Raw genomic sequence first — 26,242 nt, forward strand, 5'->3', positions numbered from 1 at the left:
GACATTACCCCAAAACATGACGAACGATATAAACAGTTAACATGCCAGCAAACATAAAAACTGCGGTCGCTATTATTGAGCGTTTTGATAGCCTGCTCATTCCACAAATGCCATGCCCACTTGTACAGCCTGATCCAAGTCGTGTACCAAAACCAACAAGTATCCCTGCCAGAATAAGTACAAATGAATTGGCTTTAATTTCGATTTCAGGCTGATAAAAGTAACCATATATGAAAGGTGTAATCACGAGTCCTGCAATGAACCAGAATGCAGAACTTTTAAATATATCTCTAGATGGGCTAATGAATTGAGCAAGCAAACCACTAATTCCAGCTATACGACCATTTATATATAAATACCCAACTGTTGCGATACCGAGTAATAAACCACCCACAAAGGCATAGACAATACTTGACATATAAGCACTCTTAACAATATATGTTTTTATAATCTATATTATACGCTGATTCTTTTAGAAATACTTAATATAAAACTTTTGAGTTTATAATTCTTCTTAAAAAGAAAAAGCCCCAAGATTTTGGGGCTTTTATCATTAAATTAGATCTTTAATGCCTAATTGTTCAGGTAACTTTTCCATAACTTTATTTAATCTATTATTTGCTGGAGAGATACAACCTGTGTAATGGCTTAATTTTGTTTCTGTACCATTTGGTTGAATCCAGGTGATGTAATAGCTAGGCATATCGGTCGCAGTTTGCTGACAACCTGCAGTTTTAGATTGGGTTCCTGTTTGCGGACGATAAGTTTTTAATTCATCAGCAAGTTTTTGATAATCTTTTACGCTACCTTGAATTTCTTTAACGCCAATTGCTTTTGTATATTGCTTACCTTCAAAACGAATTAAACCTGTAGGTGTTACTTCTACTGAGTAAATTGGGCATGCGCCGAAACATGGACTAGAAGCATAACGAATGGTTTCTTGTGTATTAGGTGCTTGTTGAACAGAAGCACAACCCATTAAAGCCAAACCGGATAAAGTTGCAAGAACTAAAAATCTCATTACATCACCTATTATTATCAAGTGGCATTAATCTAACAAATCATATGCAAATTGTCATTAAAGACTCATTTTTCATAGTATTATTTACTATTACTTAGGCTATTTTTAGTTATCAAGAAAATTAAAATATAAAGCACATAAAAAAAGGCCCATCGTTAGATGAGCCTTAAGCCAATTAAAGCTTAAATTCCTGAAATACAAATTATTACTGGGTAGTAATAACCTGCGCCGACCATTCTATCTTAATGCAATACATTATTTAAATATAATATAAGTATATATTTACGCTCGTTTTTCCAACAAAAAAAACCTGTTTTTTAGAGTTAAAAACTCAATAATGTTTATTTTTAATTAAAATTCACAACTTTAAGTTAAACGAAACTTAATAAATTTTGAAATTTTATTTATAGGTAAAACATTATAAAAAAATGCTTAATAGTTCGGCTATATCTAGTGTTCAGGATGAATCAATTATAGGAATATTTTAAGTTTAGCAATAACTTCAAGCACTTTTTTACTATTTGGTAAAGCTATCTCACTAAAATTACAGAATTTACGCAAACACTCTAATAGAAAAAAGATATTAAAAAAATAAGGGCAAAAGAAAATTTAACCTTTTGCCCTCTTTCATTATTTCTCTAAACTATATGCGATCACATAATCACCATGGTCTGGGGACTGTCGTGCACCACCCGCGGTAACCACTATATATTGTTTACCTGTTTTAGGTGAAACATAGCTGATTGGTGTACCTTGACTACCTACTGGCATACGTGACTTCCACAGCTCTTTACCTGTAGATGAATCAAAAGCACGCAAGTAATAATCTTGAGTTGCAGCAAAGAAAACTAAACCACCTTGAGTTGCCATTGGCCCACCAATAGTTGGCATACCAATCGGTGCTTTCAAGCCCATCTTAATACCAAGTGGTCCAGTGTCCTCAACTGTACCAAGTGGTACTTGCCATGCAATCTGACGAGTTTTCATGTCAATTGCTGTCATGGTACCAAACGGTGGTTTTTGACAAGGAATACTTAAAGCGGACATAAAGCGGTTTTTATTCACTTTATATGGTGTACCTTTCATTGGTACAGCACCCATACCTGTATTTACTTTTTCGCCACCACTCGCCTGAATCTTAATATCTTCAGGTGTTTGTTTAATGAGTTGAACCCATAAACCAAGACGCATATCGTTTACGAACATGTAACGATGTGTCGGGTCAAAAGCAATACTACCCCAGTTCATGCCACCTAAAGAACCAGGGAAGCTTAATGAAACATCAGTACCCGGTGCAGTAAATAAACCTTCGTAACGCATTGACTTAAAGTTAATACGACACATTAGTTGGTCAAACGGCGTTGCACCCCACATATCTGACTCAGTTAAAGTCTGATTACCAATTTGAGGCATTTCAACAGAACGTGGTTGAGTTAAACTGTATTGCTCACCCGGAATATTTGCCGCTTTCACTGGCTGTTCAATTACTTTAGTTAGCGGTTTACCAGTTATGCGGTCAAGGACAAAGAATTGACCTGATTTGGTTCCAATCACAACAGCTGGCTTAGTCGTACCATCTTTTAATGGAAAGTCGACTAGACTTGGTTGCATTGGTAAGTCAAAGTCCCATAAGTCATTATGAACAGTTTGATATACCCACTTTTCTTTACCCGTTGTCGCATCAAGTGCCAAAACAGAAGTATTGTATTTGTGATCTAACGGATTACGGTTACCCCCCCAAATGTCGACAGATGAACTACCCATCGGTAGGAACACTGTATTCATTTGTGGATCATATGACATTGCAGCCCAAGAGTTTGCCGAACTACGTTTATAGGTTTCACCCGGTTTAAGAACATAGTTAGGGTTTGGATTACGCGGGTCAAATGCCCAGCGAAGTTTACCCGTAATCACGTCATAACCACGTATTACACCACCCGGCATATCTGCTGCCACGTTGTCGGCAATACGGCTACCCACCACAATAGTTGTTCCAGCAATAGTCGGTGCAGAAGTCACTTCAAAACGTGGAGCCTTAGTCCCACCGCCTAAGCCTTCGAGTAGATCAACTGTTCCATTTACCCCAAAGTCCGCACAGCGCTGACCATTATCTGCATTGACTGCAATTAAACGGCCATCTGGCGTATTGGTATATACACGGCGTGGACAGGCTGTGTTGCTCGCAACAGTAGTGACCGGAGTTGCACCAGCTAAAGTTGGTTGTACAAGCGTTTTTGTTGAATCAAAGTATGCAACACCACGGCAACGCTCCCAAGCATCGGCTTTAGAGTTCACCTCAGCTTTCCAGAGTTGTTTGCCCGAGTCAGCATCTATCGCAAAAATGTTGTTATGTGGCGTACATAAAAAGACTTTATTTCCAACTTGTAGCGGGGTCATTTGGTCTTCAGCACCATTACCACTACCCGTTGTAAAATCACCTGTTCTAAAGCGCCATGCTTCTTTTAGTTTATGAACGTTATCTCGGTTAATTTGGTCGAGAGCAACAAAGCGACTACCGCCCGTATCGTTTCCATAATTTTCCCAATTCACCTGTTTTTTTGCAGGGTCAACTGGTACTAAAGGTAGTTTTTCACCTGAACTTGCGACCGTTGGATGCGGTTGGAACATTTGGTAGAGCGCAATCAACATTCCCACAACAACTAAGCCACCTACTGCATAGGCTGAAGATGCCAAACTAGTTTGAAATTGGTAGCGTCGAATTGAAGGTAAGGTAAATAACAACGCAGCAAAAAGACCAGCAGGAAACATTAACCGCGAAAATAACGGCCAAAATTCCCATCCAGCATCAATGAGTGACCAAATTACCGTACCAACAAAAACAGCCGCAAAAATCCAGACGCCCAGCGCTTTTTTTCGGAAAATACTAATTGCTGAAATGGTTATAAACAGTCCTGAGATAAGGAAATACCAAGAACCACCGAGAGATACTAGCTTTCCACCGCCCACGATATAAAAAATACCAGTAGCCAATAAAGCTAAACCTAAAATAAAACACCATATTTTGAATAAGATATGAAACTTAGAATCTGACTCAGACATAGATCCTACTCCACATATACTGAACCCGAATAGTTCAAGCATTTGGGCCAGTTAAACTATGTCTAACCAGCCATCAATATTATTAAAAATTAACTTTTACACTCAGGCCTGCCACCCAAGCATCATCGACTTCTTTCACACCAGCAGGTTGATGGATATATTGAATATTTGGTCGCAGCATGACGGCCGGAGACCATTGATAGGTATAGTTCAACTCGACATTTAACTCGTCGTCTTGAATTGGAATATAGTCAGATGCAATCGGATCATAGCTATAGTATCCGCGGCTTTCGTTTGTCGCGATCTGTTTATCTTTAGCACGATCATTGACTACATAATTGGCAATACCAAAACCAATCGAATCATTTGGACGGCTATCAAACGGTCCCTTATACCAAAGAGCAAGCTGTTGCGTACTTTGAACAAAAGTCGTTGCTTTATCATTTACAACGCTGTTAAAACTGACATATAAACCGCGTTTCGGATCTTGGCCATTATTCGTAAGTTGTTGCTGTGCATTAATCCAGAAGCTTTGTTTTCCGTCATGCACTTTACCCGCAGTTTTAATATCATTTGCTTCTGCGGTTGAGTACAGCGCACCTACTTTATATTCACCCGGTAAACCATTAAAAGCAGCAAGTTTTGGTTTCCATGCAAGTTCAACTGGTATGGTAGCACCCTTGACGTTATTCATATCCAGATTAAAACCATCACTGTTTGATTCAGTTTTAATATTGTCTGGATTGACCTCATACACACCAACACCTAAAGTCCATTCAGGTGCAAACTGATATTTAACGTTTGTCGCCCAAACACCGACTGGTGAGTTATACCAAATTGAACCAATTGATTTTCCTAACTGCCCACCGCAAAGCAATAAGTTCTGAAACTCACATTGAGAACTATTAAAGTCCTCTGACATTCCCATACGACCAAATTTGACCTGTACAGTATTATCAACAAAGCCTTTCTTTACCCATGCTTGAGACAGACGCCAGATTTTACCGCGACCATAAATCTCTTGTGCATTACCTAATTGGCTAGAGCGTGGGTCTTTAATACGCTCTAAAGTAAGCGCATTACCATCACGTTTAGTCACAACGAGACTCGCTGTTGTATCTTTCCATCCAGCGATTTTTTCTAAATCAAAGTTTGCACCTAAAGAAAGCTGTGCAGCGTTTTCAAAAGTATTATTGTCGTTGTAACCACCATCTAAGTTTGTAGCAGCTTGGCTCATAATAGAAGCAGTAAATTTATAGCCCTGTTGCTCTAATTGCTGGCGTTTTCCATTCCAATCACCAAGCAACCATTGACGGTCTTGTGACCACGGCTCATTTGCAAGTGCAAATTGGCTGCCCAATACAGCAATTGTTAGCACACTCAATTTCATTACATTTGGCATTTCAAGTCCCTTTTGTCTTTTCTGAAATGCGCCCCTGTTTTGAGGCGCTTTATTTTTTGTTATTTAACTTGCACAAACCCGAGTTCAGATGTAGCACCAAAGCGATCAGTCACATTTGCTGTAATTGAGGCAACTTTGACTGTTGGTTTCCAATTGGCTTTTGCTTTACCTTCGGTATCTGTAGCTACTGTTATTGTTCCTAAATATTGCTCAGCTTCTTTTGATACTGTATTTTGGTTGCCAAAAAACTCAACTTGATAGCGTTGATTTGGTAAGCCATTAACTTCTACTGTAACTGAACCTTTATTCGCTGTTAACTTAGGAGCTTTAATACCCTGATTCGGCTGAGCATTACAGCCTTGCTCATTTGGCTGAGTACATGTCTTTTGAAGCTTAGATGGTTCAATCACCACACCACCACCACGAGAGCCAACAAACCCTTCATGCTCAAGTGCAGGTACTCCAAATACAATTGCCCCTAAACGCTGATCTGGTACACATGAACCACCTGCTTCACAACGTTTAATATCTTTACCATTGTCCCAAATCAGGTTTTTAGTTAATGTAATTCTTGCATTTGCATCTTTTTCAGAGCGGATGGCTACACCAATACGGTTACCATGTACTTTATTGCTATCAAGAATGTTGCCATCACCCGTCATATTGAAACCAATCGAGTTATTGGTCATTTCGTTGTAGGCGATATAGTTACGTTTGCCCCAGTTAATCTGTAAACCATCTGAATAGTTTTCGAATTTATTACCAACTACGGCATTGTCATTACCCCACAAAATTTCAATACCTTGTGATGGTTCTGGATTTGCTTTGGTTGAAACAAAATGGTTATTCGCAATTAAGTTAAAAGCAGCACCACGTGTCAGTTCTAAACCATCTCCATTGTCTTGGAAAATGTTGTCTAAAACCTTATTGTTATTAGTCGTGGTTGCAGTTGGGTTACCTTTACCATCATCACCCGTCAACATAACACCAGCACCACCATAGTTATTACTAATACGGTTATGTTGAATCAGGTTATTGCTTGAGCGGTTAATCAATACCCCAATACAGAAGCGATGAATGTCTAAACCTTTTAAAGTGACATTGTTGACGTCACGTAATACCAACCCCGGTAAAGTCATAGTACGTACATTGGTACCGTACTGCTCAGGGTTTGCACCTGGACAAGCTTTTGCACCTTCGCCTTTAATATAATTTGAACCATCAATTGCAATATATTCGCCAGTTTTATCCCACTGAGTACCAATGATTTTAACTGGGGCTTTAATTTCAGGAAGTGCGCTGTTTAATTTAATCGCATAAGGTGCTTTGCCTACTGCTTGAATCAAGATATCGCTAGCTTCGCTTGGGTTCGCATTGGCTTGTTCAATTGCCCAGCGTAAAGAGCCTTTATTGCTATCGTCTTGATAACGGTCAACCACATAAGTTTGAGCCGCAGCTATGCCTGAAACCATCAAACCTAATGCAAGAGTAGTTAAACGTAATGTAGTCATTTCATCATATCCTTATGATTTATGGGTTTGTTGGTTGAACGGTTTGTAAAATCTGTTTGAGCTTAGTCACATCAATTTGACCTGGTGCAGAAGCCTGACCAATCATGCCAAAGCTATAACTTCCGCCCATATTGGCAGTTGCAACACGAGAAATCGTACCTAATTGGCCCATCGACATCGTCAATAAAGGTTTAGTGGTCTGCTGGCTTACCTTTAAAGTTGCGTTCATTAAAGTGAAAACATCTTGTTTAGATTTAGGCATTACAGCAATTTTGAGAACATCTGCGCCCATTTGATCTTGTTTTAACAAGCGTTTTTCAATTTCATCTTGGCTTGGTGTTTTTTGGAAGTCGTGATTAGACATGACAACGAGCACTTTCTTTTGATGTGCTTTTTGAACAATTTCTGAAACTACTTTTTGATCACGGAACATTTCAACATCTAACCAGTCCATGAACGGATTTTTTAAGTAAGCTTGATAGGTCTTACCATAATCCGCATCACTAATTTCAAGCTGACCTCCTTCGTTTTTCGTACGAATGGTGGCAATCAATGGCTTGTTGCCTAAAATCTTTTTCAACTCATGACCTAAGGCAATGACTTGTTTTGTATCGCTGGCAAAGCTTAATAAATCGATACGGAACTCTGCCAAATCAGCATCTGCTGTGTTTGCAATCACTTGAGCCTGTGCCAGAGCTTGTTCTTTGGTTTTTGCGGTAATCGGAACAATCGTTTTAACAGCTGTAGATGCAGTTTGTGTTTGAGCAGCCAAAACGACAGGTTCAGCATTTGCCTGTGCTGTAAAAAATGGGACTACAAGCAAACTTAGGCTTAATAATGTTTTCATGTTCATAGAGTTCATCCTTAAAAAGGCTACACACATCCTTGAATAATCAGGTGTAGCCTTAGGTGTTTCTTAAATATCAAAAAATACAGTTTCATCATCGCCTTGAATGCGAATATCGAAGCGATAAACAACTTCACCATTTTCTTCAAAACGTTTCGCAATAAGTGTTTGGCGACGTGGTGCCCATTCAATACTATTTAGAATTGGGTCGTTAGCATTTGCCTCAGCTTCATCGTCAAAATAAACACGTGTATGAAGACCTAAGTTAATACCGCGAGCGAAAATGACTAATGCAATATGTGGTGCCTGAGTTGAGCCTTTACGGCCTGCTGTCGCGCCCGGTTTAATCGTATTGAAACTCCAAATACCTGTTTCAAAGTCTGCACCTGTACGACCCCAGCCGTGAAATGCAGGATCAGCTTTTTGCTCCCGTGTATCGGCATGACTTGGGTAGATACCATTTGCATCAGCCTGCCAAATCTCGATAAGCACATCACGTAAAGGTAGACCTAACCCGTCAAACACTTGACCTTCAAGACGAATACGTTCACCTTGAGTCTGGTCTTGTACTAATTGGTTATTAAAGTTGTTTTCAAACACTTCGATATTTGCTTGTTGTGGCAATAACCCAATATGAACGTAAGGACCACCTGTTTGAGATGGAGTTTCTTTTAATTCCTGAAAATTCCAGTTATTCATGCTCGTGCTCCCGATTAAGTCAATTCATTTTCGAAGTAAGTCGCTCGACGACCACGCAAAGTGATGTCAAAACGGTAACAACGGCTATCGGCTTCGATAAAGTTGTTTTTATCTTCTAGCGCAATCAAGGCACGACGTTGATCTTCAGAAGGAATTGTTTTTAAGATCGGGCAAGTGTCGATGAGCGTGTCACCTTCAAAATAAAATTGCGAAATCAAACGCTGCGCCCAACCATCAGCAATTAATGAGAAATGAATATGGGCAGGACGCCATTCATTAATACGGTTACGCCATGGGTACGGACCCGGTTTAATGGTACGGAAAATATAAAAACCGTTTTCATCTGTTAAGGTACGACCACAACCACCAAAGTTAGGGTCCATTGCACCAATAAACTTGTCATTTGGATGACGATAACGACCAGAAGCATTGGCTTGCCATACTTCTAGAAGTGCATTTTTTACAGGACGACCAAACTGATCACGAACATAGCCATGAACAATGACACGCTCACCAATTGGCAAACCATCTTTGGCATAGTTCAAAATCAAATCGTTATCTTTTGGACCAAATAGATTTGAAGAAAAATGCGGTGCAGTAACTTCAGTTAAAGTCTCGTTAATAGAGATCAATGCATTTTTTGGCGAACGCAATACACTTGTTTTATAACCTGGCGTATACGCTGGTGGATGATCATCTGTATTACGTTGGGCGTAGGCACCCCAGCTATGTTGTGACATCTTTATCTCCTTAATCCTGTTCTTTCGCTGCAATTGGGTTTACTTCTATTCCCAACTCTTTAAAGACTTCTTCAGCCATGTGCATTGCAGCGTTTGCAGCAGGTAAACCTGCATAGAGTGAACTGTGTAAGATCAGCTCTTTTAAATCTTCTTTGGTTACACCATTGTTGAAACAAGCACGTAAATGCATGCGTAGTTCATCTTCACGGCCCAGTGCCAATAAAATTGCGATAGTCACTAAACTACGTGTATGACGTGGCAAGCCCGGACGCGACCACACCTCACCCCATGCGTAACGGCTAATAAAATTTTGAAAATCTTGGTTAAAGTCATTTAGGTTTTGCAAAGACCGACCAACATGCTTTTCACCTAAAACTTCAGTCCGCACTTCAATGCCTTGTTTATAGCGTTGTTCATCATTCATTGTGATAGACCTCTATTAAGTTGCATCGGTATGCGCAACAAGTGATTTAACAAATACAGCAACAGCCGCAGCAGTCGCTGGAATTAGTAATAAACTGAGAATAGCGGTGAATGACCAATCATTACCGAGTAGCACCGCACCAATCCATGCACCAAATACCGCACCAAAACGCCCAATACCAGTCATCCAAGACACACCCGTTGCACGGCACTGAGTTGGATAGAAGCGTGCACTTAACGCAGGCATCGAAGATTGCGCACCATTAATGGCGATACCAGCACAAAGCACTAATACTGCAAGTAAGGTTGAGTTGCCTAAGCTTTGACCGACCGCAATTGCAAATAGACCTGCGGCAAAGTAGAAAATAGCGATGACTCGGTTCGGGTTGAATTTGTCCATTGCCCAGCCAATGAACAAAGCGCTTACCACACCGCCGAACTGGAACAAACCTCCAATAAATGCAGCACGCTCCATCGAAGCACCTGTTTCACGCATAAGTGTTGGTAACCAGCTTGTCAGCAAGTACACAACCACGAGTCCCATGAAGTAAGTTACCCAAAGTAAAATTGTTCCTTTGGCATATGGCTTAGAAAACATAATTCCAAAGACATTTTTCTTTTGAGCTGTTTCAGTTTTTTCTTCAGGAACGTGAAATGCAGTCGCATTCTGAATTTGTGTTGGCGCAATATGATTTAAGATTTTGCGTACTTTTTCTGGATTCTTACCTTTCACGATTAAGAAGCGGTAAGACTCAGGTAGCACTACAATCACTAAAATCATTAAAATTAAAGGTGACCAGCCGCCGAGCAAAAATAAGCTATGCCAACCATAAGTCGGGATAAGCCAGCTACTAATAAAACCGCCAGTAGCCATACCCAAGTTGTAGCCACAGAACATACATGTCACGAGTAATGAGCGAATGCGGGTTGGACAGTACTCAGAAAATAAAGTGGTGGCATTTGGCATTGCTGCACCAAGGCCAATACCGGTTAAAAAACGTAAAACGACAAGGCTATCCAAGTTGGTTGCATAAGCAGATGCCAAAGTAAAACCACCGAACACAAGCATTGCCACAGCTAAAACAACTTTTCGACCGAAACGGTCCGCTGTCGGACCAGAAACTAAAGCGCCAATAATCATTCCACCAAGTGCTGCACTCATCACCGGTCCTAACTGAGAACGATCAATTCCCCAGTCTTGTGCCAATGCTGGTGCAATAAAGCCCATCGCAGCTGTATCGATACCATCAGTAAAAATAATTAAGAAACAGATGATTGCGATCATCCATTGATATTTACTAAGTGGAGCATCATTAATCAGTGCTTGAGCATCGATGCTTTTGTTTGGTGTAGCGTAATCCTGAGACGCCATATTTGCCTCCTTAAGGCCAATTCCTTTTAAATTACTAAGCGATTAGATTTGCTGAATAAACCTAGTCAATTCCTGTGTAAATCTCTGTGGTTGCTCAATATTAGAAAGATGAGATGCTTCCAGTTTTGCTAGCTGACTGTTCTTAATTGCCTTCTGCATAAATTCGGCATCTGCTACTGTAGTTACCGGATCTTCTGTTCCTGCAATCAGCAGTACTGGAATTTGAATTTGTGCAATTTCATCTCTTAAATCGGCATACGCTAAAGCACGACATGCGTTGGCATAACCTTGTGCTGGTGTGTTTGCCAGACTTTGAATCGTCGTCTGTGCAACAATATTATGTTGATAGTCGAATTTTTCACTGAACCAGCGGGTATGCGTGGTTTTAACCAGCTCAGCTAAGCCATTTTGTTCTACCGATTCAGCACGACTTAACCAAGCTTCAGTCTGACCAATTTTGGCTGCCGAGTTTGCAACTGTAATGCTATTAAAACGATTTTGATGATGAATACCCAACCAAAGCCCTGTAATTCCGCCCATTGAAATGCCACAAAAATGAGCTTTTTCAATATTCAAGGCATCTAAAATATCAACAACATCTTCAGCTAAGTTTTGCAATGTGGTCTCACTAATTACATCACTTTCACCATGACCACGTGTGTCGTATGTAATGACATTAAAATGACTTTTTAACTCATTCAGCTGAGGTTGCCACATACCATGGTCTGTTCCTAATGAATTAGAAAACACAAGCACAGAAGCATCTTTTAGACCATCTATATAAACTGCTAACTGTTTTCCTTGACGATTACGAATAGTCTGTTTCACTTTGACTCTCCTTGTGCTTCTTGCAAAACCGCATCAATCTGTTGCTGAATATTGCCTAAATAATTTTCTGGTTTGAAAATATCTCGTATTTCTTGCTGGCTAAACTGTCCTTTTACTTCATCTAGTTGGCTAACAACATCAAACAAATGCTGGTTTTGTGCTACCGCTGTCTTACATGCAGCTTCAACTAAATGATGAGCATTTAAACGGCCAATCTTGGGAGCAAGTGCCATCATCACAGCTTCTGCCATAATTAATCCGTTGGTACACTCAAGGTTCTGTTGCATATGCTCAGCATTAACTTCAAAACCTTGTAGAACTTCATTAGTACGGCTTAATGCTCCAGCACAAAGCTGAAAGATTTCTGGAACTGCTAACCATTCTGCATGCCATGCACCTAAACTCCGTTCATGTTCCTGTACCATGCTTTGATAAATGCTAGACATCAGCGCTGGTACACGATTCGCTGCTGCAAGTACTGAAGCTGCTGCGACTGGATTACGCTTATGAGGCATGGTCGATGAACCACCACGACCCTTTGCGGTTGGCTCAAACAACTCTGCAATTTCAGTTTGCATCATGAGTGACCAATCGCGTGCCATCTTGCCCGTATTCCCGACAATCATGCCAAGCACACTTGCAATTTCTACAATACGGTCACGCTCACCATGCCATGTACTTGTTGGTACAGTCAGATTCAGTTGCTCCGCAAATGCACTGACCACAAGCGAACCTTGGTCTTGCAATGAAGCCAACGAACCCACAGCACCGCCTAACTGAGCAGTGAGCACACGTGATTTCATAGCTTGTATACGGTCTAAATCACGTTTAAATGCAGAAGCCCAACGAGCAAGCTTATGGCCTAAAGTAATAGGTAAAGCTTGCTGTAACCATGTACGCCCAATCATGACTTGATGGCGATATTGTTTAGCTTGTTGTAATGCTGTGGTGTAGCACTGTTGAAGGTGCGCTTCCATAACACTCAACGCATCACGGCATTGCAAAATACAAGCTGTGTCTAAAATATCCTGACTGGTTGCACCCCAATGCACATAACGTGAAGCATCTTCATCAGTATCTTTAACAATTGCCGTAAGCTGCTTTACAAACGGAATTGCGATATTCCCAGCTAAGCCAGTTGCTACCGCCAAAGCGGAAAAATCAAACTTTTCTAGCGCCTGCTCACCTACTTGAGCAATGGTATTTGCTGCATTTTGAGGAATCACGCCAACTTGTGCCTGCGCTTGGGCTAACGCAACTTCAACCTGAATCATGTATGCGATTAAGGATGAATCACTAAAGATGTCTATGACGTCTTTTTGGTAAAACAAGCTGGCATATAACTGACTCATGATTAGACTCTCTCAATAATCAAAGCAATACCTTGTCCCACACCAATACACATTGAACATAAGGCATAACGGCCGCCTGTTTGTTCAAGCTGGTTTAAGGCTGTAGTCACTAAGCGTGCACCTGATGCACCAAGCGGATGACCTAAAGCAATGGCACCACCGTTTGGATTTACCTTGTCAGAGTTGTCTGGTAAATCTAAATCACGAGTCACTGCCAAAGCCTGTGCAGCAAAGGCTTCATTCAGCTCAATTACATCCATTTGCTCTAAAGTCAGGTTGGTTTGTTTAAGTAATTTTTTAATGGCTGGTGCTGGAGCAAAACCCATAATGCGTGGTTCTACACCCACCGCTGTTGAAGCAATGATCTTGGCACGTGGTTTGAGGTTGTAAGCCTGAACTGCTTCATCAGAAGCAATCAGTAGAGCTGCTGCGCCATCGTTGATGCCTGAAGCATTGCCCGCAGTAACTGTGCCATCTGCTTTCACAACTGGTTTAAGTTTGCTTAAGCCTTCAAGTGTGGTTGATGCACGTGGATGTTCATCGGTATCAATCACAACAGTCTCCCCCTTACGCTGGGGGATTTCAACTGCCACGATTTCTTTAGAAAAAAAGCCTTTGGCTTGCGCGCTTGCGGTGCGTTGTTGGCTCACCAAGGCAAACTGGTCCTGATCTGCACGATTGACGTTGAACTGTTCAGCCACGTTTTCGGCAGTCTGGGGCATGGTGTCTACACCATACAATTCTTTAAGTTTTGGGTTAATGAAACGCCATCCCATGGTGGTGTCTTCAATCTTCTGGCTGCGGCCAAAGGCACTGTCTGACTTACCCATCACATAAGGTGCACGGCTCATGCTTTCTACACCACCTGCAATCACCAGGTTTGCTTCGCCAGCTTTAATCGCGCGTGCAGCAATGGCAATTGCATCGAGTGATGAACCGCACAAACGGTTAATGGTGGTTGCCGGCACCTGATAAGGTAAACCAGCAAGCAGTGCTGACATACGACCGACATTACGGTTGTCTTCACCGGCTTGGTTGGCACAGCCATAGATCACATCATCGACCTGCTCCCAATCAATATTTGGGTTACGCTGCATAAGAGCTTTAATCGGCACAGCGCCAAGGTCATCGGCACGAACGGGAGCAAGGCCACCTGCATAACGGCCGAATGGAGTACGGATGGCATCGATGATATAAGCATTTTTTAATGTCATTTCCCTACTTCCTTACCCTTGGGTCGCATCAATCAAAGTTGCACCTGTTAAAGCCTGTAACTCATCAAAGCTAAGACCTTCTACTTTCTCAATCACCTTTAAACCATCTTTGGTCACATCAATTACACACAGGTCAGTGTAAATACGGTCAACACAGTGTTTACCCGTTACCGGATAAGTCAGCTCAGCCACAATCTTTGGTTCACCCTGTTTGGTCACATGGTCTGTGGTGATAAATACTTTCTTGGCACCAACTGCCAAATCCATCGCACCACCCACCGCAGGAATCGCATCCGGCGCACCTGTATGCCAGTTGGCCAAGTCACCATTCGCAGCAACCTGAAATGCTCCAAGCACGGCAATATCAAGGTGACCACCACGCATCATCGCAAACGAGTCGCCATGGTGGAAAAAGCTGCCGCCTTCTAGCATGGTCACAAACTCTTTACCCGCATTAATCAGTTCAGGGTCTTCTTCACCTGCAGCTGGTGGCGGGCCAAAAGCCAATAGTCCATTTTCAGAATGAAGGAAAATATCTTTATCGTTAGGTAAGTAGCTGGCAATTTTAGTCGGTAAGCCAATGCCCAAGTTTACATAGGCGCCATCTGGAATATCTTGTGCCACACGTTTTGCAATCTGGTCACGGCTGAGTTTCTGGTAGCTCATGTTATTTCTCCTTATTGCTTACTGTGCGGGCTGTACTTGTACAACGTGCTGTACAAAGATACCTGGGGTGATGATGTGTTCTGGATCTAGGCCACCGAGTTCAACCACTTCAGAAACCTGAGCAATGGTGACATCCGCAGCCATGGCCATAATCGGGCCAAAGTTACGTGCAGATTTACGGTAAACCAGATTGCCCCAGCGGTCGCCCTTATAGGCTTTAATCAAAGCAAAGTCCGCCTTAATTGGATATTCAAGGACATAGTTCTTTCCATCAATCTCACGGGTTTCTTTGCCCTCAGCCAAAAGTGTTCCAAAGCCTGTTGGAGTAAACACAGCGCCAAGTCCCATACCAGCAGCTTGAATACGGCAAGCCAGATTACCTTGTGGCACTACTTCAAGCTCGACCTTTCCAGCACGGTACAACTCATCAAACACATAAGAGTCTGACTGACGAGGGAAAGAACAGATTACTTTTTTAACCGAACCAGCCTTAAGCAGTTTAGCCAGACCGTAATCACCATTACCGGCGTTATTGCTGACAATGGTTAAATCTTTAATACCCAATTCAATAAGACCGTCAATGAGTTCAGCGGGTTGTCCTGCGGTACCAAAACCACCAATCAGAATGGTTGCACCATCTTTAATTTGCGATAGAACCTCGCTTAGTGAGGACTTACTTTTGTCAATCATTAGACAACTCCATTGTGCTCATTGAAGAAGAGAAAGGTAAGAGAATAGGCACACTGGGGTAATAAGATAGATAAATATTTCACTCAATCCCGAGTGTTTCCCTTAGATTTCCCTTTTGATTATTTTTGATAATTTTCAGATTTTGATCTAGTAAGCTACATACACTTTTGTTCGATTTAGGATTTTTTTGTTCGACTATCGAACATTATCTAATTAAATTACATAATGATGTTATCTACTTCCGCTATAAAAAAATATAAATTATTTTGAATAGATGTGTAGAAATGAAACGTATACTTAGGCTATTTTAAAATAAAATAGCCTGCTATTAAGTATATAAAATATTAAGATTGTGATTGCAGAATCAAACGCGCAAGTTCTAAATCATCGGGATAAGTAATTTTTATATTATCAGACCGTCCCATAACTACATGTACGCTCTCCCCCATAAACTCAAGCGCGCTTGCCTCATCAGTAATAGTCAAATTATTAATTAGCGCTTGTTCAATCGCCTTTTTAAGTGTCCCAATTTTTGCAATTTGAGGCGTTTGAGCCTGCCACAATAACTCTCGACTTACCGTTTTATTAATCTGCTGTTCTTTATCTACAAGCTTCAACGTATCGCGCACAGGAATTGCCAAAATAGCACTTTGATTTGAACTTATCGCATGCAAAACAAGAGCATTTAAGCAATCAAGGGTTACACAAGGTCGTGCAGCATCGTGTACCAACACCCAATCATCCTCATCTGTAATTTGTGACAGATAATTTAGCGCATTTAAAACCGAATGGACTCGCTCAGCACCACCATTACAAAAATGTACCTTATGCTTTTCGCTAAAAGCTAAAGTAGAAGCAAGAGTATCCTGCGCACCAATTGCTAAGACATAGCCAGCTAATGGAAGCTCAGCTAAACGCTTAACAGTATGCTCTAACACTGTCACATCTTGAATGTATTGATATTGCTTTAATTCAGTTTTGGAAAAACGACTTCCTGAACCAGCAGCAGGAATAACTGCCCATAGTTTAGTCTGGGATATCTGGTGATGGAGGTGTCTCATTAGTTTCCAAATCTACTTTAGCGTTCGGGTCAATATAAATAGGTTTATAATTAGTACTGATCGTACTCATTTGAACAAATGTTTCGTGGGGCTTAACCAAACCAAGATCCAGACGAGCATGTTCTTCTATCGCTTCCGTACCATTTTTTAGGTCGAAAACCTCAGCTGCCAAAATACGGTTTCGCTCTTTAAGCTCATCATTTACTTCAGCTTGTTGTTGAATTTGCTGCATAAGTGCTTGATGAGGAAAATAACCACCCTCACCTAACCAGAACTGATATTGCAATATAGCTACTAAAACAATAACCAGTAGCAAAATAAGTTTGCTTGAAGTGGATCGAAATACTTCTAACATAGCATTAAGAGCTTTAATTAAAAACTTTATTAAGTTTTTGTATTGTATGACAATTTACAAGCGACATGCAAAATTCCTGCAACATTCCTGCAAAACTATGAATGGCCATATTACTTTAAATTGACCATTGTGACATGTTTCATTTTGTCAAAATTAAACTCAATTGGAAAGGAAAATAATGTTTATAAACACAACTGTTTATAAATCAATCTATGCATATAAAAGTTACTGTTAAGAATGATTAAAAACTGCCAATATCATCGAAAAACCAGCAACTACCAACATACAATCTAGCAATAAATCAAAAGTTTTCTCAGACATCTTTATTACAAAAGTTTTGCCAATATAATTGCCAATAATTAGAGAAAAACCAACAGCAACTCCCGCAATTAAAATATTTTGTTTTAAAACGCTTAGTGCACCAAAAGTTAAGCTTTTTGTTACGTAGATACCAAATGAAGCGGCAGCCTCTGTCGCCAAGAGAGCCCCCTTCGTTAAACCGAAACCATTAAAAACTGGGAGTAATAAGGGGCCTGTCGAAAAAACAACACCTGTGATATAGCCCAGCACTCCCCCAGCAATGACCATTTGCCATGAACTAAATTTAAAACTATGACGTTTGGCATAATGCCTAATCGGTATTAAACAGAAGAAAAATACACCTATACATAAGTTGGATAACATAGGTGACATCACCCATAATGTATTGGCTCCGAGTATCGTTGCTGGTATGCCCAAACTTGTAAATAAAAGAAATGCTCTAATATTAAGCTCTTTACGCCACATTATCACACGTGAAATGTTCCCCATAATTGCAGCAATTGCCATAATAGGTACAACAAGTTTGGCCCCAAAAATATAAGCAAGAATTGGTAATAAAATAATTGATGATCCAGTTCCAACCACTCCACTAATCAGCCCTGAAAGAACTCCAATAAAAGCAAGTGCCACATAGATCATAGTCCAAACCAAAATAATTATTCTTAAGAGACTACAATAATCTATGTTTTAAAATCGCACTACGAATTTCATTTATTTTTAATTAATACACGATCACACATCTTTTATACTTTTAACCAATAACCACTTAAAAACTATAGTTTTTTGATTTTTATTTTGCTATGAATTTTAAATCTACCCTATCTGTAAAATTTGAAAAAGCGAGATAAAGATGGATCTTTCTAATATTTTTATTGGTGATACCACATGGGGCTTTGCTTTAGAAATTTTAATAAGATGCACTGTCATGTTCATTATTATCATTAGCTTTTTAAGACTATCTGGTAAACGTGGTATTCGACAACTCTCTTTATTCGAACTGGCTATCATTTTATGTTTAGGATCTGCAGCTGGTGACCCTATGTTTACTAAAGACGTTCCAATTGCACACGCTTTAGTAGTTTTTGTTGCAATCCTCTTTTTATATCGCCTTATCACTTGGGGTATGGTAAAGCACAAAAAAATTGAAACATTGTTAGAAGGAAGAGCTCTTTGCGTCGTCAAAGAGGGTCTTTTGGTCTACAAAGATTTTCAGAAACAAACATATTCTCACGATGAATTTTTCTCAGAAATGCGCCAGCAAAACGTAGAACATTTAGGTCAAGTCAGAACAGCACTGCTTGAATCCGATGGCATTTTGAGCTTACTTTATTATGAGGATGAAGATGTTAAATGGGGACTTCCTTTATTTCCCGATGCCTATAACAAAGCTAGAGTACTTAAAATTAATACTTTTTATTCTTGTATGAAATGTGGCGAGACTAAGGTTTTAAATAAAATTAACCAAGAATGTTCTCGTTGTCATCATCATAGTTGGGCTGAATCTTTAAAAACTCGACGTTTAGGATAAATAAAAAAGTGCTATTCCCAAAAAAGAAATAGCACTTATATTTTAAATATTAATTTGTCATCAATATTTAAATCAGCAAAGTATTATTCAAAAGATTAGTTTAAACCTTTGAACTCAGCTTTACCGCGGTAAACCGCTTTAGTCAACTCTTCAATACGAAGTAATTGGTTATATTTAGAAACACGGTCAGAACGGCAAAGTGAACCAGTCTTGATTTGACCTGCTGCTGTACCAACTGCTAAATCAGCAATAGTTGAATCTTCTGTTTCACCAGAACGGTGAGAAATAACAGTCGTGTAACCATTTGCTTTAGCAAGGTAGATTGCATCTAAAGTTTCAGTCAATGTACCAATCTGGTTATATTTGATCAGAATTGAGTTACCTACTTTCTCATCAATACCACGTTGTAAAATCTTAGGATTAGTTACGAATAAATCGTCACCAACCAATTGGATTTTATCACCAAGAATTGAAGTTAAATAGCTCCAGCCTTCCCAATCAGACTCATCTAAACCATCTTCAATAGAGATAATTGGATATTGCTTAACAAGACCAGCTAAGTAATCAGCAAATTGATTGCTTGTAAAAGACTTGTTGCCCTCACCTTCAAGAATATATTGACCATTCTTGTAGAATTCTGAAGATGCACAGTCAAGTGCAAGCATCATATCTGAACCAGCTTTATAACCAGTTTGCTCAATTGCTTGAAGAATTACAGTAATTGCTTCTTCGTTTGAACGAAGGTTAGGTGCAAAACCACCTTCATCACCTACAGCTGTATTCAAACCTTGTTTTTTAAGAACTGATTTCAAAGAATGGAATACTTCTGCACCAGCACGCAATGCTTCAGCAAATGAAGTAAAACCAACTGGCTCAATCATGAACTCTTGAATATCAACAGTGTTGTCTGCGTGAGCACCACCGTTCAAAATGTTCATCATTGGTACAGGCATAGTCAAAGTAGTTTGACCACGTAAGTTAGCAATATATTGGAACAATGGAAGTTTTTGTTCAGCTGCTGCTGCGTGAGCTGCTGCCAAAGATACTGCCAAAGTTGCATTCGCACCTAATTTAGATTTGTTTTCAGTACCGTCAAATGCAATCATTTTTTCATCAAGTGCTTTTTGATCAAAAACACTCTGACCAACAAGCAATTCATGAATTGAGCTATTTACATTCTGAACAGCAGTACGAACGCCTTTACCCAAGTAACGTGATTTGTCACCGTCACGAAGTTCTAAAGCTTCACGAGAACCAGTTGAAGCACCAGATGGTGCACATGCACGACCAACCACCCCAGATTCTAAGATGACGTCTGCTTCGATGGTTGGGTTACCACGAGAGTCCAAAATTTCACGTGCACGAATGTCAACGATTTGGCTCATGAACAATTCCTCAGTTGAATGAATAACGCGATGCAAGTTCCTGCATCAATGAGTATCTAACTTTTTGAATCCTTTAACTAAAGTATCCAATTCTTTTAGTTGTGCCAAGAATGGCTCAAGCTGCGACAGGCGCAATGCAGATGGTCCATCACATTTTGCTTTGTCTGGATCTGGATGAGACTCTAGGAATAATCCCGCTAAACCTGTTGCCATACCAGCACGCGCCAAAGTTGTAATTTGAGCACGGCGACCGCCAGCTGAGTCAGAACGACCACCTGGAGTTTGTAAAGCATGAGTCACGTCAAAGAATACCGGTACATTCATTTCTTTCATGATGTCAAAGCCAAGCATATCTACAACTAAATTGTTATAGCCAAATGCTGAGCCACGCTCACAAAGAATAAGTTTGTCATTTCCAGCTTCCAAACATTTATGCAAAATATGACGCATTTCATGAGGAGCTAAAAACTGTGCTTTTTTAATGTTGATAATAGCTTGGGTTTTAGCCATTGCTTCAACAAGATCAGTTTGACGACTTAAAAAAGCTGGAAGCTGGATAATATCAGCGACTTCGGCAACTGGTGCTGCCTGATATGGTTCGTGAACGTCGGTAATAATTGGAACATTAAAATGCTTTTTAATGTCACCTAACCATTCAATACCCTTTTCAAGTCCAGGACCACGGAATGAATGCAAACTAGAACGGTTTGCTTTATCAAAGCTCGCCTTAAATACATAAGGAATATCTAGGCGTTTACAAATATCAATATAAGTTTCAGCAATTTCAAAAGCTAAATCTTTTGACTCAAGTACGTTCATTCCGCCAAATAATACAAATGGCAAATGATTTGCCATTTGTATATCGCCTAAACGTACAACTTCTTGTGGTTTTAATTGTGGCATTTAAACTTTCCCAGTTTATTTAAAATCGCATTACTTACTTTTTTGATGCTGTGTTTTTGCAGCGTCAATAAAACTAGCAAATAATGGATGTCCATCACGTGGTGAACTTGTAAATTCCGGGTGGAATTGTACAGCAATAAACCAAGGATGGTCAGGAATTTCTACAGTTTCAACCAAATGTTGTGCTGAAGAATAACCAGAAATCTTCATGCCCGCTTTTTCAATCGCCTCAATGAAACGATTATTCATTTCATAACGATGACGATGACGCTCAGTGATTTCAGCTTTTCCGTAGACTTCACGTGTTTTTGTGCCTTCAACCAATTCTGATTTTTGTGCACCTAAACGCATTGTTCCGCCTAAGTCAGACTCAAGGCTACGCTGTTGTAATTCACCACGCTCATCTAACCATTCAGTAATTAAACCAATGAGTGGATATTTTGTAGAACGGTTAAATTCTGTAGAAGATGCTTCTGGCATACCTGCAACATGGCGAGCATATTCAATAACTGCCAATTGCATACCTAAACAGATTCCTAAGAAAGGAATACGATTTTCACGTGCGTATTGAATAGCTTTCATTTTGCCTTCAGTACCACGTTCACCAAAACCACCTGGTACTAAAATTGCGTCAGCTGTACTTAAAATAGATACGTCTTGGCTTTCAAGCTCTTCAGCGTTGACATAATCAATTTGTACTTTTACACGATTTTTAATACCCGCATGTAACAATGCTTCGTTTACAGATTTATAAGCATCTGGTAACTCAACATATTTACCAACCATAGCTACACGTAAAGTGTATTCAGGGTTCAGTAATGCTTCGACTACATTGTCCCAATCTTCTAGATTTGCTTCTGGAAGATCATTAAATCCAAAACGCTCACAAATTAGATCATCAACGTTTTGTTCATAGAAGGTACGTGGAATTTGATAAATCGTTTTTGCATCTTTACATACCACTACAGCACGTGCTTCCACGTTAGTGAATAATGCAATTTTGCGTTTAGTATCAACATCTACATCATATTCAGTACGGCAGATAAGAATGTCTGGCTGAATACCGATTGAAAGTAACTCTTTTACAGAATGCTGAGTTGGTTTAGTTTTTAACTCTGCTGCCGACTTAATATATGGCAATAAAGTTAAATGCATAAGCATGGTACGTTTATGACCAAGCTCAACCATTAACTGACGAACCGATTCCATGAACGGTAAAGATTCGATATCACCTACGGTGCCACCAATCTCTACGATAGCAACATCGTAGCCTTCACCTGCGCGAAGAACACGTTCTTTAATATTATCGGTAATATGAGGAATAACCTGAACTGTACCACCTAAGTAATCACCACGACGTTCTTTATTTAAAACGTCTTGATATACACGACCACTAGTGAAGTTATTTAGTTTGGTCATTTTCGCGCGACGTAAGAAACGTTCGTAATAACCCAGATCCAGATCGGTTTCTGCACCATCTTCGGTAACAAAAACTTCACCATGCTGGAATGGGCTCATTGTCCCTGGATCGACATTAATATAAGGATCCATTTTAACCATTGTGACTTTTAAGCCACGAGCTTCCAAAAGTGCAGCAACAGAAGCAGCAGAAATACCTTTACCTAGCGATGAAACCACACCACCAGTGACAAAAATAAAATGGGTCATTAAGTTTCTCGTACAATCAAGCCGAAATCGGCCTACAATGTTTGGCAATTTTACTGTACTCTGCCCCTATAAAGCAAAGTCAAACCGCATCAATTCAAAGAACAATAAACAACTGGTTATTCTATCAGCATTTTTAATAAAAAATTAGCTCAATCTGACATGATTTTTTCATTGCTATTTACTGTTATAATGCCAATTCCTCAATTAAATGTTGTTTAGGGCAATGGCAAATAAAAAACTTTTAATCTGTGCTGCAATTGCGGCTGGACTATTGTTAACCGCATGCGTTAAAAAAGAGACACCGAAAGAAGAAGAGCAAGACAAGGTTGAAACTGCTGTTTCAGAACCTCAACCAGAGAAGCCTGCAAAATTTGAATCTTTAGAGAGTGTAGATACTCATCAAGAAGCTCAAGTTCCAGCGCAACCACAAGTTGAAGTTGAACGTGAAGAAACAACTAATACTACAACTGAAATTCGCCGAGAAACCCGTCCTGCGCATTCTGCTGAATCTTCACAGACACAAGTTGCTGAACAACCTAAATCTGAGACACCAAAGGTAGAACCTAAACCTGAAAAAAAACCTGAGCCTAAAGCAGAACCTAAACCTGAAAAGGCTCAGCCTAAACCAGCTAAGGCAACTGAGCCTGCGAAGACAGAAGATGACGCAGTTGCTGCTGCAATTGCTGCTGCAACACCAGCACTTAAAAACTAAGCTTCTGTTTTATAAATGCCCAAATTAATTTTTTGATTTGGGCATTTATACAAAATTCATAATAAAAACAGATTAAATTCATTTAAATTTCAATTCAAACACTTGGAAAAATGAAGCAATACCGCTCTTATTTTAAGATATAAAAATAAAGCCCAAAATTTGAGCTTCACTTATATATTCAATAATTATCTATTTATTTCGTTCAATTAGAAAATAATCAGACATAAGACGTGCTGCCCATGACGTACTGCGCCATCCTTCATAAAATGCACAATGACTTCCCTTTTTAGTTGTGACTACAGCAACAGTACTCATTTGCTGAATTGGCTCTTTATAAGGTTCTAAATTTTTAATAGAGCAAACAGGGTCATCTTCTGCATTAAGAATCATTAATGGAATTTTGATATTTTCAAACACATAAATCGGGTTAATAGATTTACAGTAAGTCTCGTAATCTTGAAAACCTGCCATTTCAAAGTATTCTTTTTCAAATTCTTCTAAATTGGTCGTCGATAAGACTTTTTCTAAAGATGCTATTTTGCTCCACGTATTTTGATACGGATAAATAAAATACTTGAAGAGTTTTTTCGTCATCATTTTACTGTAAAAAGGATGAACATTTTTAAAACCAATTTCCGTGTTATAACCCGGGCACATCGCAAAAGCAGCTTTAAAAGGTGTATCTTCGCCTTGTTCACCTAAATAACGAACAAGCAAGCCAGTACCTGCTGAAGAACCTACTGCATATAAATCTGATGTCGGAAATAAACTTTGAATATAGTTAAGCTGTTCTTTTAAATCACTAGTAGATCCAAAAAGAGAAATTTGCGGCACAGGCATTGGCAAACCTGCGTGCCCACGGCGCAGGCATAGTGCAATTCGCCAGCCTGTATATTGATTCAAATCACGTACTAACTCACGCATACTTTCAGGCGTACCTGTAATAGTATGCATAATTACAATTGTTGGAGTATCTGCCGGTAAATCATATCCATACCAAGCTATAGCGGTAATCCCACCATCACTCATAGTGAGTTGATCAATTCGGTCATATGCCAACTTTATTGTCTGTTTTCTAATAAGATCAAAATAGAGTAAATGGACATGACTGTTGGTTAACCAAGGCGTAGGTCGATATTTCTGTTTGAGTTGAGGAAGCTTCTCCAACACATCTTTTATTTGCCCTTGAGGATCATAATAAACTTTTGGATGCTCAGCACCTAACACTAAATCAAACAGCTCTGAACCGAAATCTTTAATTTTACTAAAAACAGATATGCCCATGTCCAATGACTACCTCTGACTATGAGTTAAATGATTGCCGCACTAAAGCAGCAACCTGCCTTCCCCAAATTGCGTAAACTTCTTTACTTGGATGAAAACCATCACTTGCCATTGTCAAATTCATGGCTTGAAAATTTTCAATATCGTATTGAAGAAACTTAAACTGGCTCTGCGGTGCTAACCATTGTTGTAATTTTTGATTCATTTGCTCTGCATATTGCCCAAATAACCAAGCTAGTGGATTGGGTAAAGCAGGGAAATGTTGCATTGGAGGCACACCAGAAACGATAATCAACTTTGGCTGAAAACGTTTCTGTATGTGCTCAAATAATTGCTTCTGTTGTTTAATCCATGATTTAGCAGAAGTTAATTTAGTAACATCGTTTACACCAATAGATGTCACAATCACATCATACTTCTGCTCGTCTAAATGCTGTAAAGCATTAAAAACTTGTCGAGTTGTATCACCAGTTTTAGCATGAAGTTTCCATTGCAGGGAAAATTCATTTTGCAGTTCTTGAATAATAGCACCAGACAAAGCATCTTTCTGATTTTCTACACCAACACCTGCTGCAGCAGAATCTCCCAAAATAAGCATGGATAAAGGCTTGCCTTGACCAATACAACCTTCTCGTTCACCTTTGGCTTCTGCTAAACGTGGCGTGTTCTTTCGAACTTTACTACCTTGTACAAATAGTATGGGCAATAAAAGCAATGTTGAAAGTTTTAACCACATTTTATATATCTCAATACTCTTAGGCTATTTAACAAAATTATTGAGGTTTAAATTGAGCTATTCTTATACCCATTTGCTCAGCTAATGCAGCTAAACCACTCATTGGACGAATCATTACTTCAAAATCAATAATTTTACCCTGTTCATTAAAGCGAATCATGTCAATCCCTTTTAATGATTTATCACCTACATTCGCACTAAACTCCAGTACTACATTTTCACCATCTTCTGTGTAAAACTCTCTGTAATAGGTAAAATTTTGGAATACTTGAATCACATTAGTAAGAATAAAGAAAACAACTTGTCTTCCCTCATAAGGTTTATAAGCGACTGGTGAACGGAAAACGACTTCATCTGCCAGCAAATCATTTAAGTTCGATAAGTCATTTGATTTAACCATGTGATGCCATTTTTCTAATGACTGTTTAGTTGTTTCGAGTGTCATTTTTTTATTTTTCCTTCAA

26 protein-coding genes are annotated in these 26,242 nt (G+C 39.6%); 2 read left to right on the forward strand and 24 right to left on the reverse strand.

The features are described from left to right. Nucleotides 1-4 precede the first annotated feature (4 nt). The 18 genes from J582_RS08550 to J582_RS08635 form a co-directional block, all read right to left on the reverse strand. On the reverse strand, nucleotides 5-418 hold the full coding sequence (locus J582_RS08550) for a YeeE/YedE family protein (protein WP_032047744.1): 414 nt from the start codon (nucleotides 416-418) through the stop codon (nucleotides 5-7). 135 nt (nucleotides 419-553) lie between these two features. Next, a complete protein-coding gene (locus tag J582_RS08555; RefSeq protein ID WP_001211835.1) occupies nucleotides 554-1,021 on the reverse strand; it encodes a DUF6438 domain-containing protein in 468 nt (155 codons plus the stop codon). A 630-nt stretch (nucleotides 1,022-1,651) separates the two neighbouring features. Continuing rightward, nucleotides 1,652-4,081: a glucose/quinate/shikimate family membrane-bound PQQ-dependent dehydrogenase gene (locus J582_RS08560; RefSeq protein ID WP_032047745.1), complete on the reverse strand. Its 2,430-nt coding sequence runs from the start codon at nucleotides 4,079-4,081 to the stop codon at nucleotides 1,652-1,654. 82 nt (nucleotides 4,082-4,163) lie between these two features. Continuing rightward, the gene (locus J582_RS08565; protein WP_032047746.1) at nucleotides 4,164-5,483 is read right to left on the reverse strand and encodes a carbohydrate porin; all 1,320 of its coding nucleotides are present in this window, start codon (nucleotides 5,481-5,483) and stop codon (nucleotides 4,164-4,166) included. A gap of 59 nt (nucleotides 5,484-5,542) precedes the next feature. Beyond that, complete coding sequence (locus tag J582_RS08570; protein ID WP_032047747.1) at nucleotides 5,543-6,994, reverse strand: NosD domain-containing protein; 1,452 nt, start codon at nucleotides 6,992-6,994, stop codon at nucleotides 5,543-5,545. Nucleotides 6,995-7,013: 19 nt separating this feature from the next. Further along, a complete protein-coding gene (gene aroD, locus J582_RS08575; RefSeq protein WP_080961401.1) occupies nucleotides 7,014-7,841 on the reverse strand; it encodes a type I 3-dehydroquinate dehydratase in 828 nt (275 codons plus the stop codon). A gap of 69 nt (nucleotides 7,842-7,910) precedes the next feature. Continuing rightward, on the reverse strand, nucleotides 7,911-8,540 hold the full coding sequence (gene pcaG / locus J582_RS08580) for a protocatechuate 3,4-dioxygenase subunit alpha (protein WP_002048841.1): 630 nt from the start codon (nucleotides 8,538-8,540) through the stop codon (nucleotides 7,911-7,913). A 14-nt stretch (nucleotides 8,541-8,554) separates the two neighbouring features. Continuing rightward, nucleotides 8,555-9,280, reverse strand: coding sequence for a protocatechuate 3,4-dioxygenase subunit beta (gene pcaH, locus J582_RS08585; RefSeq protein ID WP_000077913.1), 726 nt, complete (start codon nucleotides 9,278-9,280; stop codon nucleotides 8,555-8,557). A gap of 10 nt (nucleotides 9,281-9,290) precedes the next feature. Continuing rightward, nucleotides 9,291-9,704: a 4-carboxymuconolactone decarboxylase gene (pcaC, locus tag J582_RS08590; protein ID WP_000997505.1), complete on the reverse strand. Its 414-nt coding sequence runs from the start codon at nucleotides 9,702-9,704 to the stop codon at nucleotides 9,291-9,293. Between the two features lie 15 nt (nucleotides 9,705-9,719). Further along, nucleotides 9,720-11,075 carry an MFS transporter gene (locus J582_RS08595; protein ID WP_002048835.1) on the reverse strand — a complete coding sequence of 452 codons (1,356 nt, stop codon included), beginning with the start codon at nucleotides 11,073-11,075 and terminating at the stop codon, nucleotides 9,720-9,722. A 42-nt stretch (nucleotides 11,076-11,117) separates the two neighbouring features. Continuing rightward, nucleotides 11,118-11,903 (reverse strand): 3-oxoadipate enol-lactonase, encoded by a 786-nt coding sequence (gene pcaD / locus J582_RS08600; protein WP_032047748.1) that lies wholly within the window; start codon nucleotides 11,901-11,903, stop codon nucleotides 11,118-11,120. Further along, the gene (locus J582_RS08605) at nucleotides 11,900-13,255 is read right to left on the reverse strand and encodes a 3-carboxy-cis,cis-muconate cycloisomerase (protein ID WP_032047750.1); all 1,356 of its coding nucleotides are present in this window, start codon (nucleotides 13,253-13,255) and stop codon (nucleotides 11,900-11,902) included. Before J582_RS08605 ends, pcaD begins: the two co-directional genes overlap by 4 nt. A gap of 2 nt (nucleotides 13,256-13,257) precedes the next feature. Beyond that, a complete protein-coding gene (gene pcaF / locus J582_RS08610; protein ID WP_032047751.1) occupies nucleotides 13,258-14,469 on the reverse strand; it encodes a 3-oxoadipyl-CoA thiolase in 1,212 nt (403 codons plus the stop codon). A 12-nt stretch (nucleotides 14,470-14,481) separates the two neighbouring features. Next, nucleotides 14,482-15,135 (reverse strand): 3-oxoacid CoA-transferase subunit B, encoded by a 654-nt coding sequence (locus tag J582_RS08615; RefSeq protein ID WP_004792076.1) that lies wholly within the window; start codon nucleotides 15,133-15,135, stop codon nucleotides 14,482-14,484. A gap of 18 nt (nucleotides 15,136-15,153) precedes the next feature. Further along, nucleotides 15,154-15,825: a 3-oxoacid CoA-transferase subunit A gene (locus tag J582_RS08620; protein ID WP_032047752.1), complete on the reverse strand. Its 672-nt coding sequence runs from the start codon at nucleotides 15,823-15,825 to the stop codon at nucleotides 15,154-15,156. Between the two features lie 344 nt (nucleotides 15,826-16,169). Next, nucleotides 16,170-16,886 (reverse strand): 2-C-methyl-D-erythritol 4-phosphate cytidylyltransferase, encoded by a 717-nt coding sequence (gene ispD / locus J582_RS08625; RefSeq protein ID WP_032047753.1) that lies wholly within the window; start codon nucleotides 16,884-16,886, stop codon nucleotides 16,170-16,172. Beyond that, nucleotides 16,852-17,241: a cell division protein FtsB gene (gene ftsB / locus J582_RS08630; protein WP_004701341.1), complete on the reverse strand. Its 390-nt coding sequence runs from the start codon at nucleotides 17,239-17,241 to the stop codon at nucleotides 16,852-16,854. Before ftsB ends, ispD begins: the two co-directional genes overlap by 35 nt. 231 nt (nucleotides 17,242-17,472) lie before the next feature. After that, nucleotides 17,473-18,201 carry a sulfite exporter TauE/SafE family protein gene (locus J582_RS08635; protein ID WP_032047755.1) on the reverse strand — a complete coding sequence of 243 codons (729 nt, stop codon included), beginning with the start codon at nucleotides 18,199-18,201 and terminating at the stop codon, nucleotides 17,473-17,475. A 211-nt stretch (nucleotides 18,202-18,412) separates the two neighbouring features. On the opposite strand from J582_RS08635, the gene J582_RS08640 reads away from it, so the two are divergent. Beyond that, the gene (locus tag J582_RS08640; protein ID WP_032047757.1) at nucleotides 18,413-19,090 is read left to right on the forward strand and encodes a DUF421 domain-containing protein; all 678 of its coding nucleotides are present in this window, start codon (nucleotides 18,413-18,415) and stop codon (nucleotides 19,088-19,090) included. A gap of 95 nt (nucleotides 19,091-19,185) precedes the next feature. Here J582_RS08640 and eno read toward each other — a convergent pair whose 3' ends face one another. Genes eno through J582_RS08655 form a run of 3 tightly spaced genes read right to left on the reverse strand, consistent with a single transcriptional unit; the run spans nucleotide 19,186 to nucleotide 23,046 of the window. Further along, nucleotides 19,186-20,475, reverse strand: coding sequence for a phosphopyruvate hydratase (gene eno / locus J582_RS08645; RefSeq protein ID WP_004708520.1), 1,290 nt, complete (start codon nucleotides 20,473-20,475; stop codon nucleotides 19,186-19,188). Between the two features lie 45 nt (nucleotides 20,476-20,520). Next, a complete protein-coding gene (kdsA, locus tag J582_RS08650) occupies nucleotides 20,521-21,378 on the reverse strand; it encodes a 3-deoxy-8-phosphooctulonate synthase (RefSeq protein WP_002050694.1) in 858 nt (285 codons plus the stop codon). 30 nt (nucleotides 21,379-21,408) lie between these two features. Next, nucleotides 21,409-23,046: a CTP synthase gene (locus tag J582_RS08655; protein WP_002050609.1), complete on the reverse strand. Its 1,638-nt coding sequence runs from the start codon at nucleotides 23,044-23,046 to the stop codon at nucleotides 21,409-21,411. A 223-nt stretch (nucleotides 23,047-23,269) separates the two neighbouring features. Between J582_RS08655 and J582_RS08660 the strand changes: the two genes are divergently transcribed. Further along, nucleotides 23,270-23,758 (forward strand): hypothetical protein, encoded by a 489-nt coding sequence (locus tag J582_RS08660; protein WP_032047758.1) that lies wholly within the window; start codon nucleotides 23,270-23,272, stop codon nucleotides 23,756-23,758. Nucleotides 23,759-23,947: 189 nt separating this feature from the next. Here J582_RS08660 and J582_RS08665 read toward each other — a convergent pair whose 3' ends face one another. Genes J582_RS08665 through J582_RS08675 form a run of 3 tightly spaced genes read right to left on the reverse strand, consistent with a single transcriptional unit; the run spans nucleotide 23,948 to nucleotide 26,223 of the window. Next, a complete protein-coding gene (locus J582_RS08665; protein ID WP_032047759.1) occupies nucleotides 23,948-25,042 on the reverse strand; it encodes a YheT family hydrolase in 1,095 nt (364 codons plus the stop codon). Between the two features lie 19 nt (nucleotides 25,043-25,061). Further along, on the reverse strand, nucleotides 25,062-25,778 hold the full coding sequence (locus tag J582_RS08670) for an SGNH/GDSL hydrolase family protein (protein ID WP_032047761.1): 717 nt from the start codon (nucleotides 25,776-25,778) through the stop codon (nucleotides 25,062-25,064). A 37-nt stretch (nucleotides 25,779-25,815) separates the two neighbouring features. Continuing rightward, nucleotides 25,816-26,223 carry a nuclear transport factor 2 family protein gene (locus tag J582_RS08675; protein WP_032047762.1) on the reverse strand — a complete coding sequence of 136 codons (408 nt, stop codon included), beginning with the start codon at nucleotides 26,221-26,223 and terminating at the stop codon, nucleotides 25,816-25,818. Nucleotides 26,224-26,242 lie beyond the last annotated feature (19 nt).

The sequence above is a fragment of the Acinetobacter sp. 1566109 genome (genome assembly GCF_000582255.1).
Lineage (GTDB): Bacteria > Pseudomonadota > Gammaproteobacteria > Pseudomonadales > Moraxellaceae > Acinetobacter > Acinetobacter nosocomialis.

Excerpts from the sequence above, each read along its gene's own strand:
- J582_RS08560 (WP_032047745.1), bottom strand. The coding sequence starts at position 4,081 with ATGTCTGAGTCAGATTCTAAGTTTCATATCTTATTCAAAATATGGTGT.
- J582_RS08655 (WP_002050609.1), bottom strand. The coding sequence starts at position 23,046 with ATGACCCATTTTATTTTTGTCACTGGTGGTGTGGTTTCATCGCTAGGT.
- J582_RS08550 (WP_032047744.1), bottom strand. The coding sequence starts at position 418 with ATGTCAAGTATTGTCTATGCCTTTGTGGGTGGTTTATTACTCGGTATC.
- J582_RS08665 (WP_032047759.1), bottom strand. The coding sequence starts at position 25,042 with ATGGGCATATCTGTTTTTAGTAAAATTAAAGATTTCGGTTCAGAGCTG.
- ispD (WP_032047753.1), bottom strand. The coding sequence starts at position 16,886 with ATGAGACACCTCCATCACCAGATATCCCAGACTAAACTATGGGCAGTT.
- kdsA (WP_002050694.1), bottom strand. The coding sequence starts at position 21,378 with ATGCCACAATTAAAACCACAAGAAGTTGTACGTTTAGGCGATATACAA.
- J582_RS08635 (WP_032047755.1), bottom strand. The coding sequence starts at position 18,201 with ATGATCTATGTGGCACTTGCTTTTATTGGAGTTCTTTCAGGGCTGATT.
- J582_RS08675 (WP_032047762.1), bottom strand. The coding sequence starts at position 26,223 with ATGACACTCGAAACAACTAAACAGTCATTAGAAAAATGGCATCACATG.
- pcaH (WP_000077913.1), bottom strand. The coding sequence starts at position 9,280 with ATGTCACAACATAGCTGGGGTGCCTACGCCCAACGTAATACAGATGAT.
- J582_RS08620 (WP_032047752.1), bottom strand. The coding sequence starts at position 15,825 with ATGATTGACAAAAGTAAGTCCTCACTAAGCGAGGTTCTATCGCAAATT.
- J582_RS08555 (WP_001211835.1), bottom strand. The coding sequence starts at position 1,021 with ATGAGATTTTTAGTTCTTGCAACTTTATCCGGTTTGGCTTTAATGGGT.
- J582_RS08570 (WP_032047747.1), bottom strand. The coding sequence starts at position 6,994 with ATGACTACATTACGTTTAACTACTCTTGCATTAGGTTTGATGGTTTCA.
- J582_RS08660 (WP_032047758.1), top strand. The coding sequence starts at position 23,270 with ATGGCAAATAAAAAACTTTTAATCTGTGCTGCAATTGCGGCTGGACTA.
- pcaC (WP_000997505.1), bottom strand. The coding sequence starts at position 9,704 with ATGAATGATGAACAACGCTATAAACAAGGCATTGAAGTGCGGACTGAA.
- eno (WP_004708520.1), bottom strand. The coding sequence starts at position 20,475 with ATGAGCCAAATCGTTGACATTCGTGCACGTGAAATTTTGGACTCTCGT.
- pcaF (WP_032047751.1), bottom strand. The coding sequence starts at position 14,469 with ATGACATTAAAAAATGCTTATATCATCGATGCCATCCGTACTCCATTC.
- J582_RS08595 (WP_002048835.1), bottom strand. The coding sequence starts at position 11,075 with ATGGCGTCTCAGGATTACGCTACACCAAACAAAAGCATCGATGCTCAA.
- J582_RS08670 (WP_032047761.1), bottom strand. The coding sequence starts at position 25,778 with ATGTGGTTAAAACTTTCAACATTGCTTTTATTGCCCATACTATTTGTA.
- aroD (WP_080961401.1), bottom strand. The coding sequence starts at position 7,841 with ATGAAAACATTATTAAGCCTAAGTTTGCTTGTAGTCCCATTTTTTACA.
- J582_RS08565 (WP_032047746.1), bottom strand. The coding sequence starts at position 5,483 with ATGCCAAATGTAATGAAATTGAGTGTGCTAACAATTGCTGTATTGGGC.
- J582_RS08605 (WP_032047750.1), bottom strand. The coding sequence starts at position 13,255 with ATGAGTCAGTTATATGCCAGCTTGTTTTACCAAAAAGACGTCATAGAC.
- J582_RS08615 (WP_004792076.1), bottom strand. The coding sequence starts at position 15,135 with ATGAGCTACCAGAAACTCAGCCGTGACCAGATTGCAAAACGTGTGGCA.
- pcaG (WP_002048841.1), bottom strand. The coding sequence starts at position 8,540 with ATGAATAACTGGAATTTTCAGGAATTAAAAGAAACTCCATCTCAAACA.
- J582_RS08640 (WP_032047757.1), top strand. The coding sequence starts at position 18,413 with ATGGATCTTTCTAATATTTTTATTGGTGATACCACATGGGGCTTTGCT.
- ftsB (WP_004701341.1), bottom strand. The coding sequence starts at position 17,241 with ATGTTAGAAGTATTTCGATCCACTTCAAGCAAACTTATTTTGCTACTG.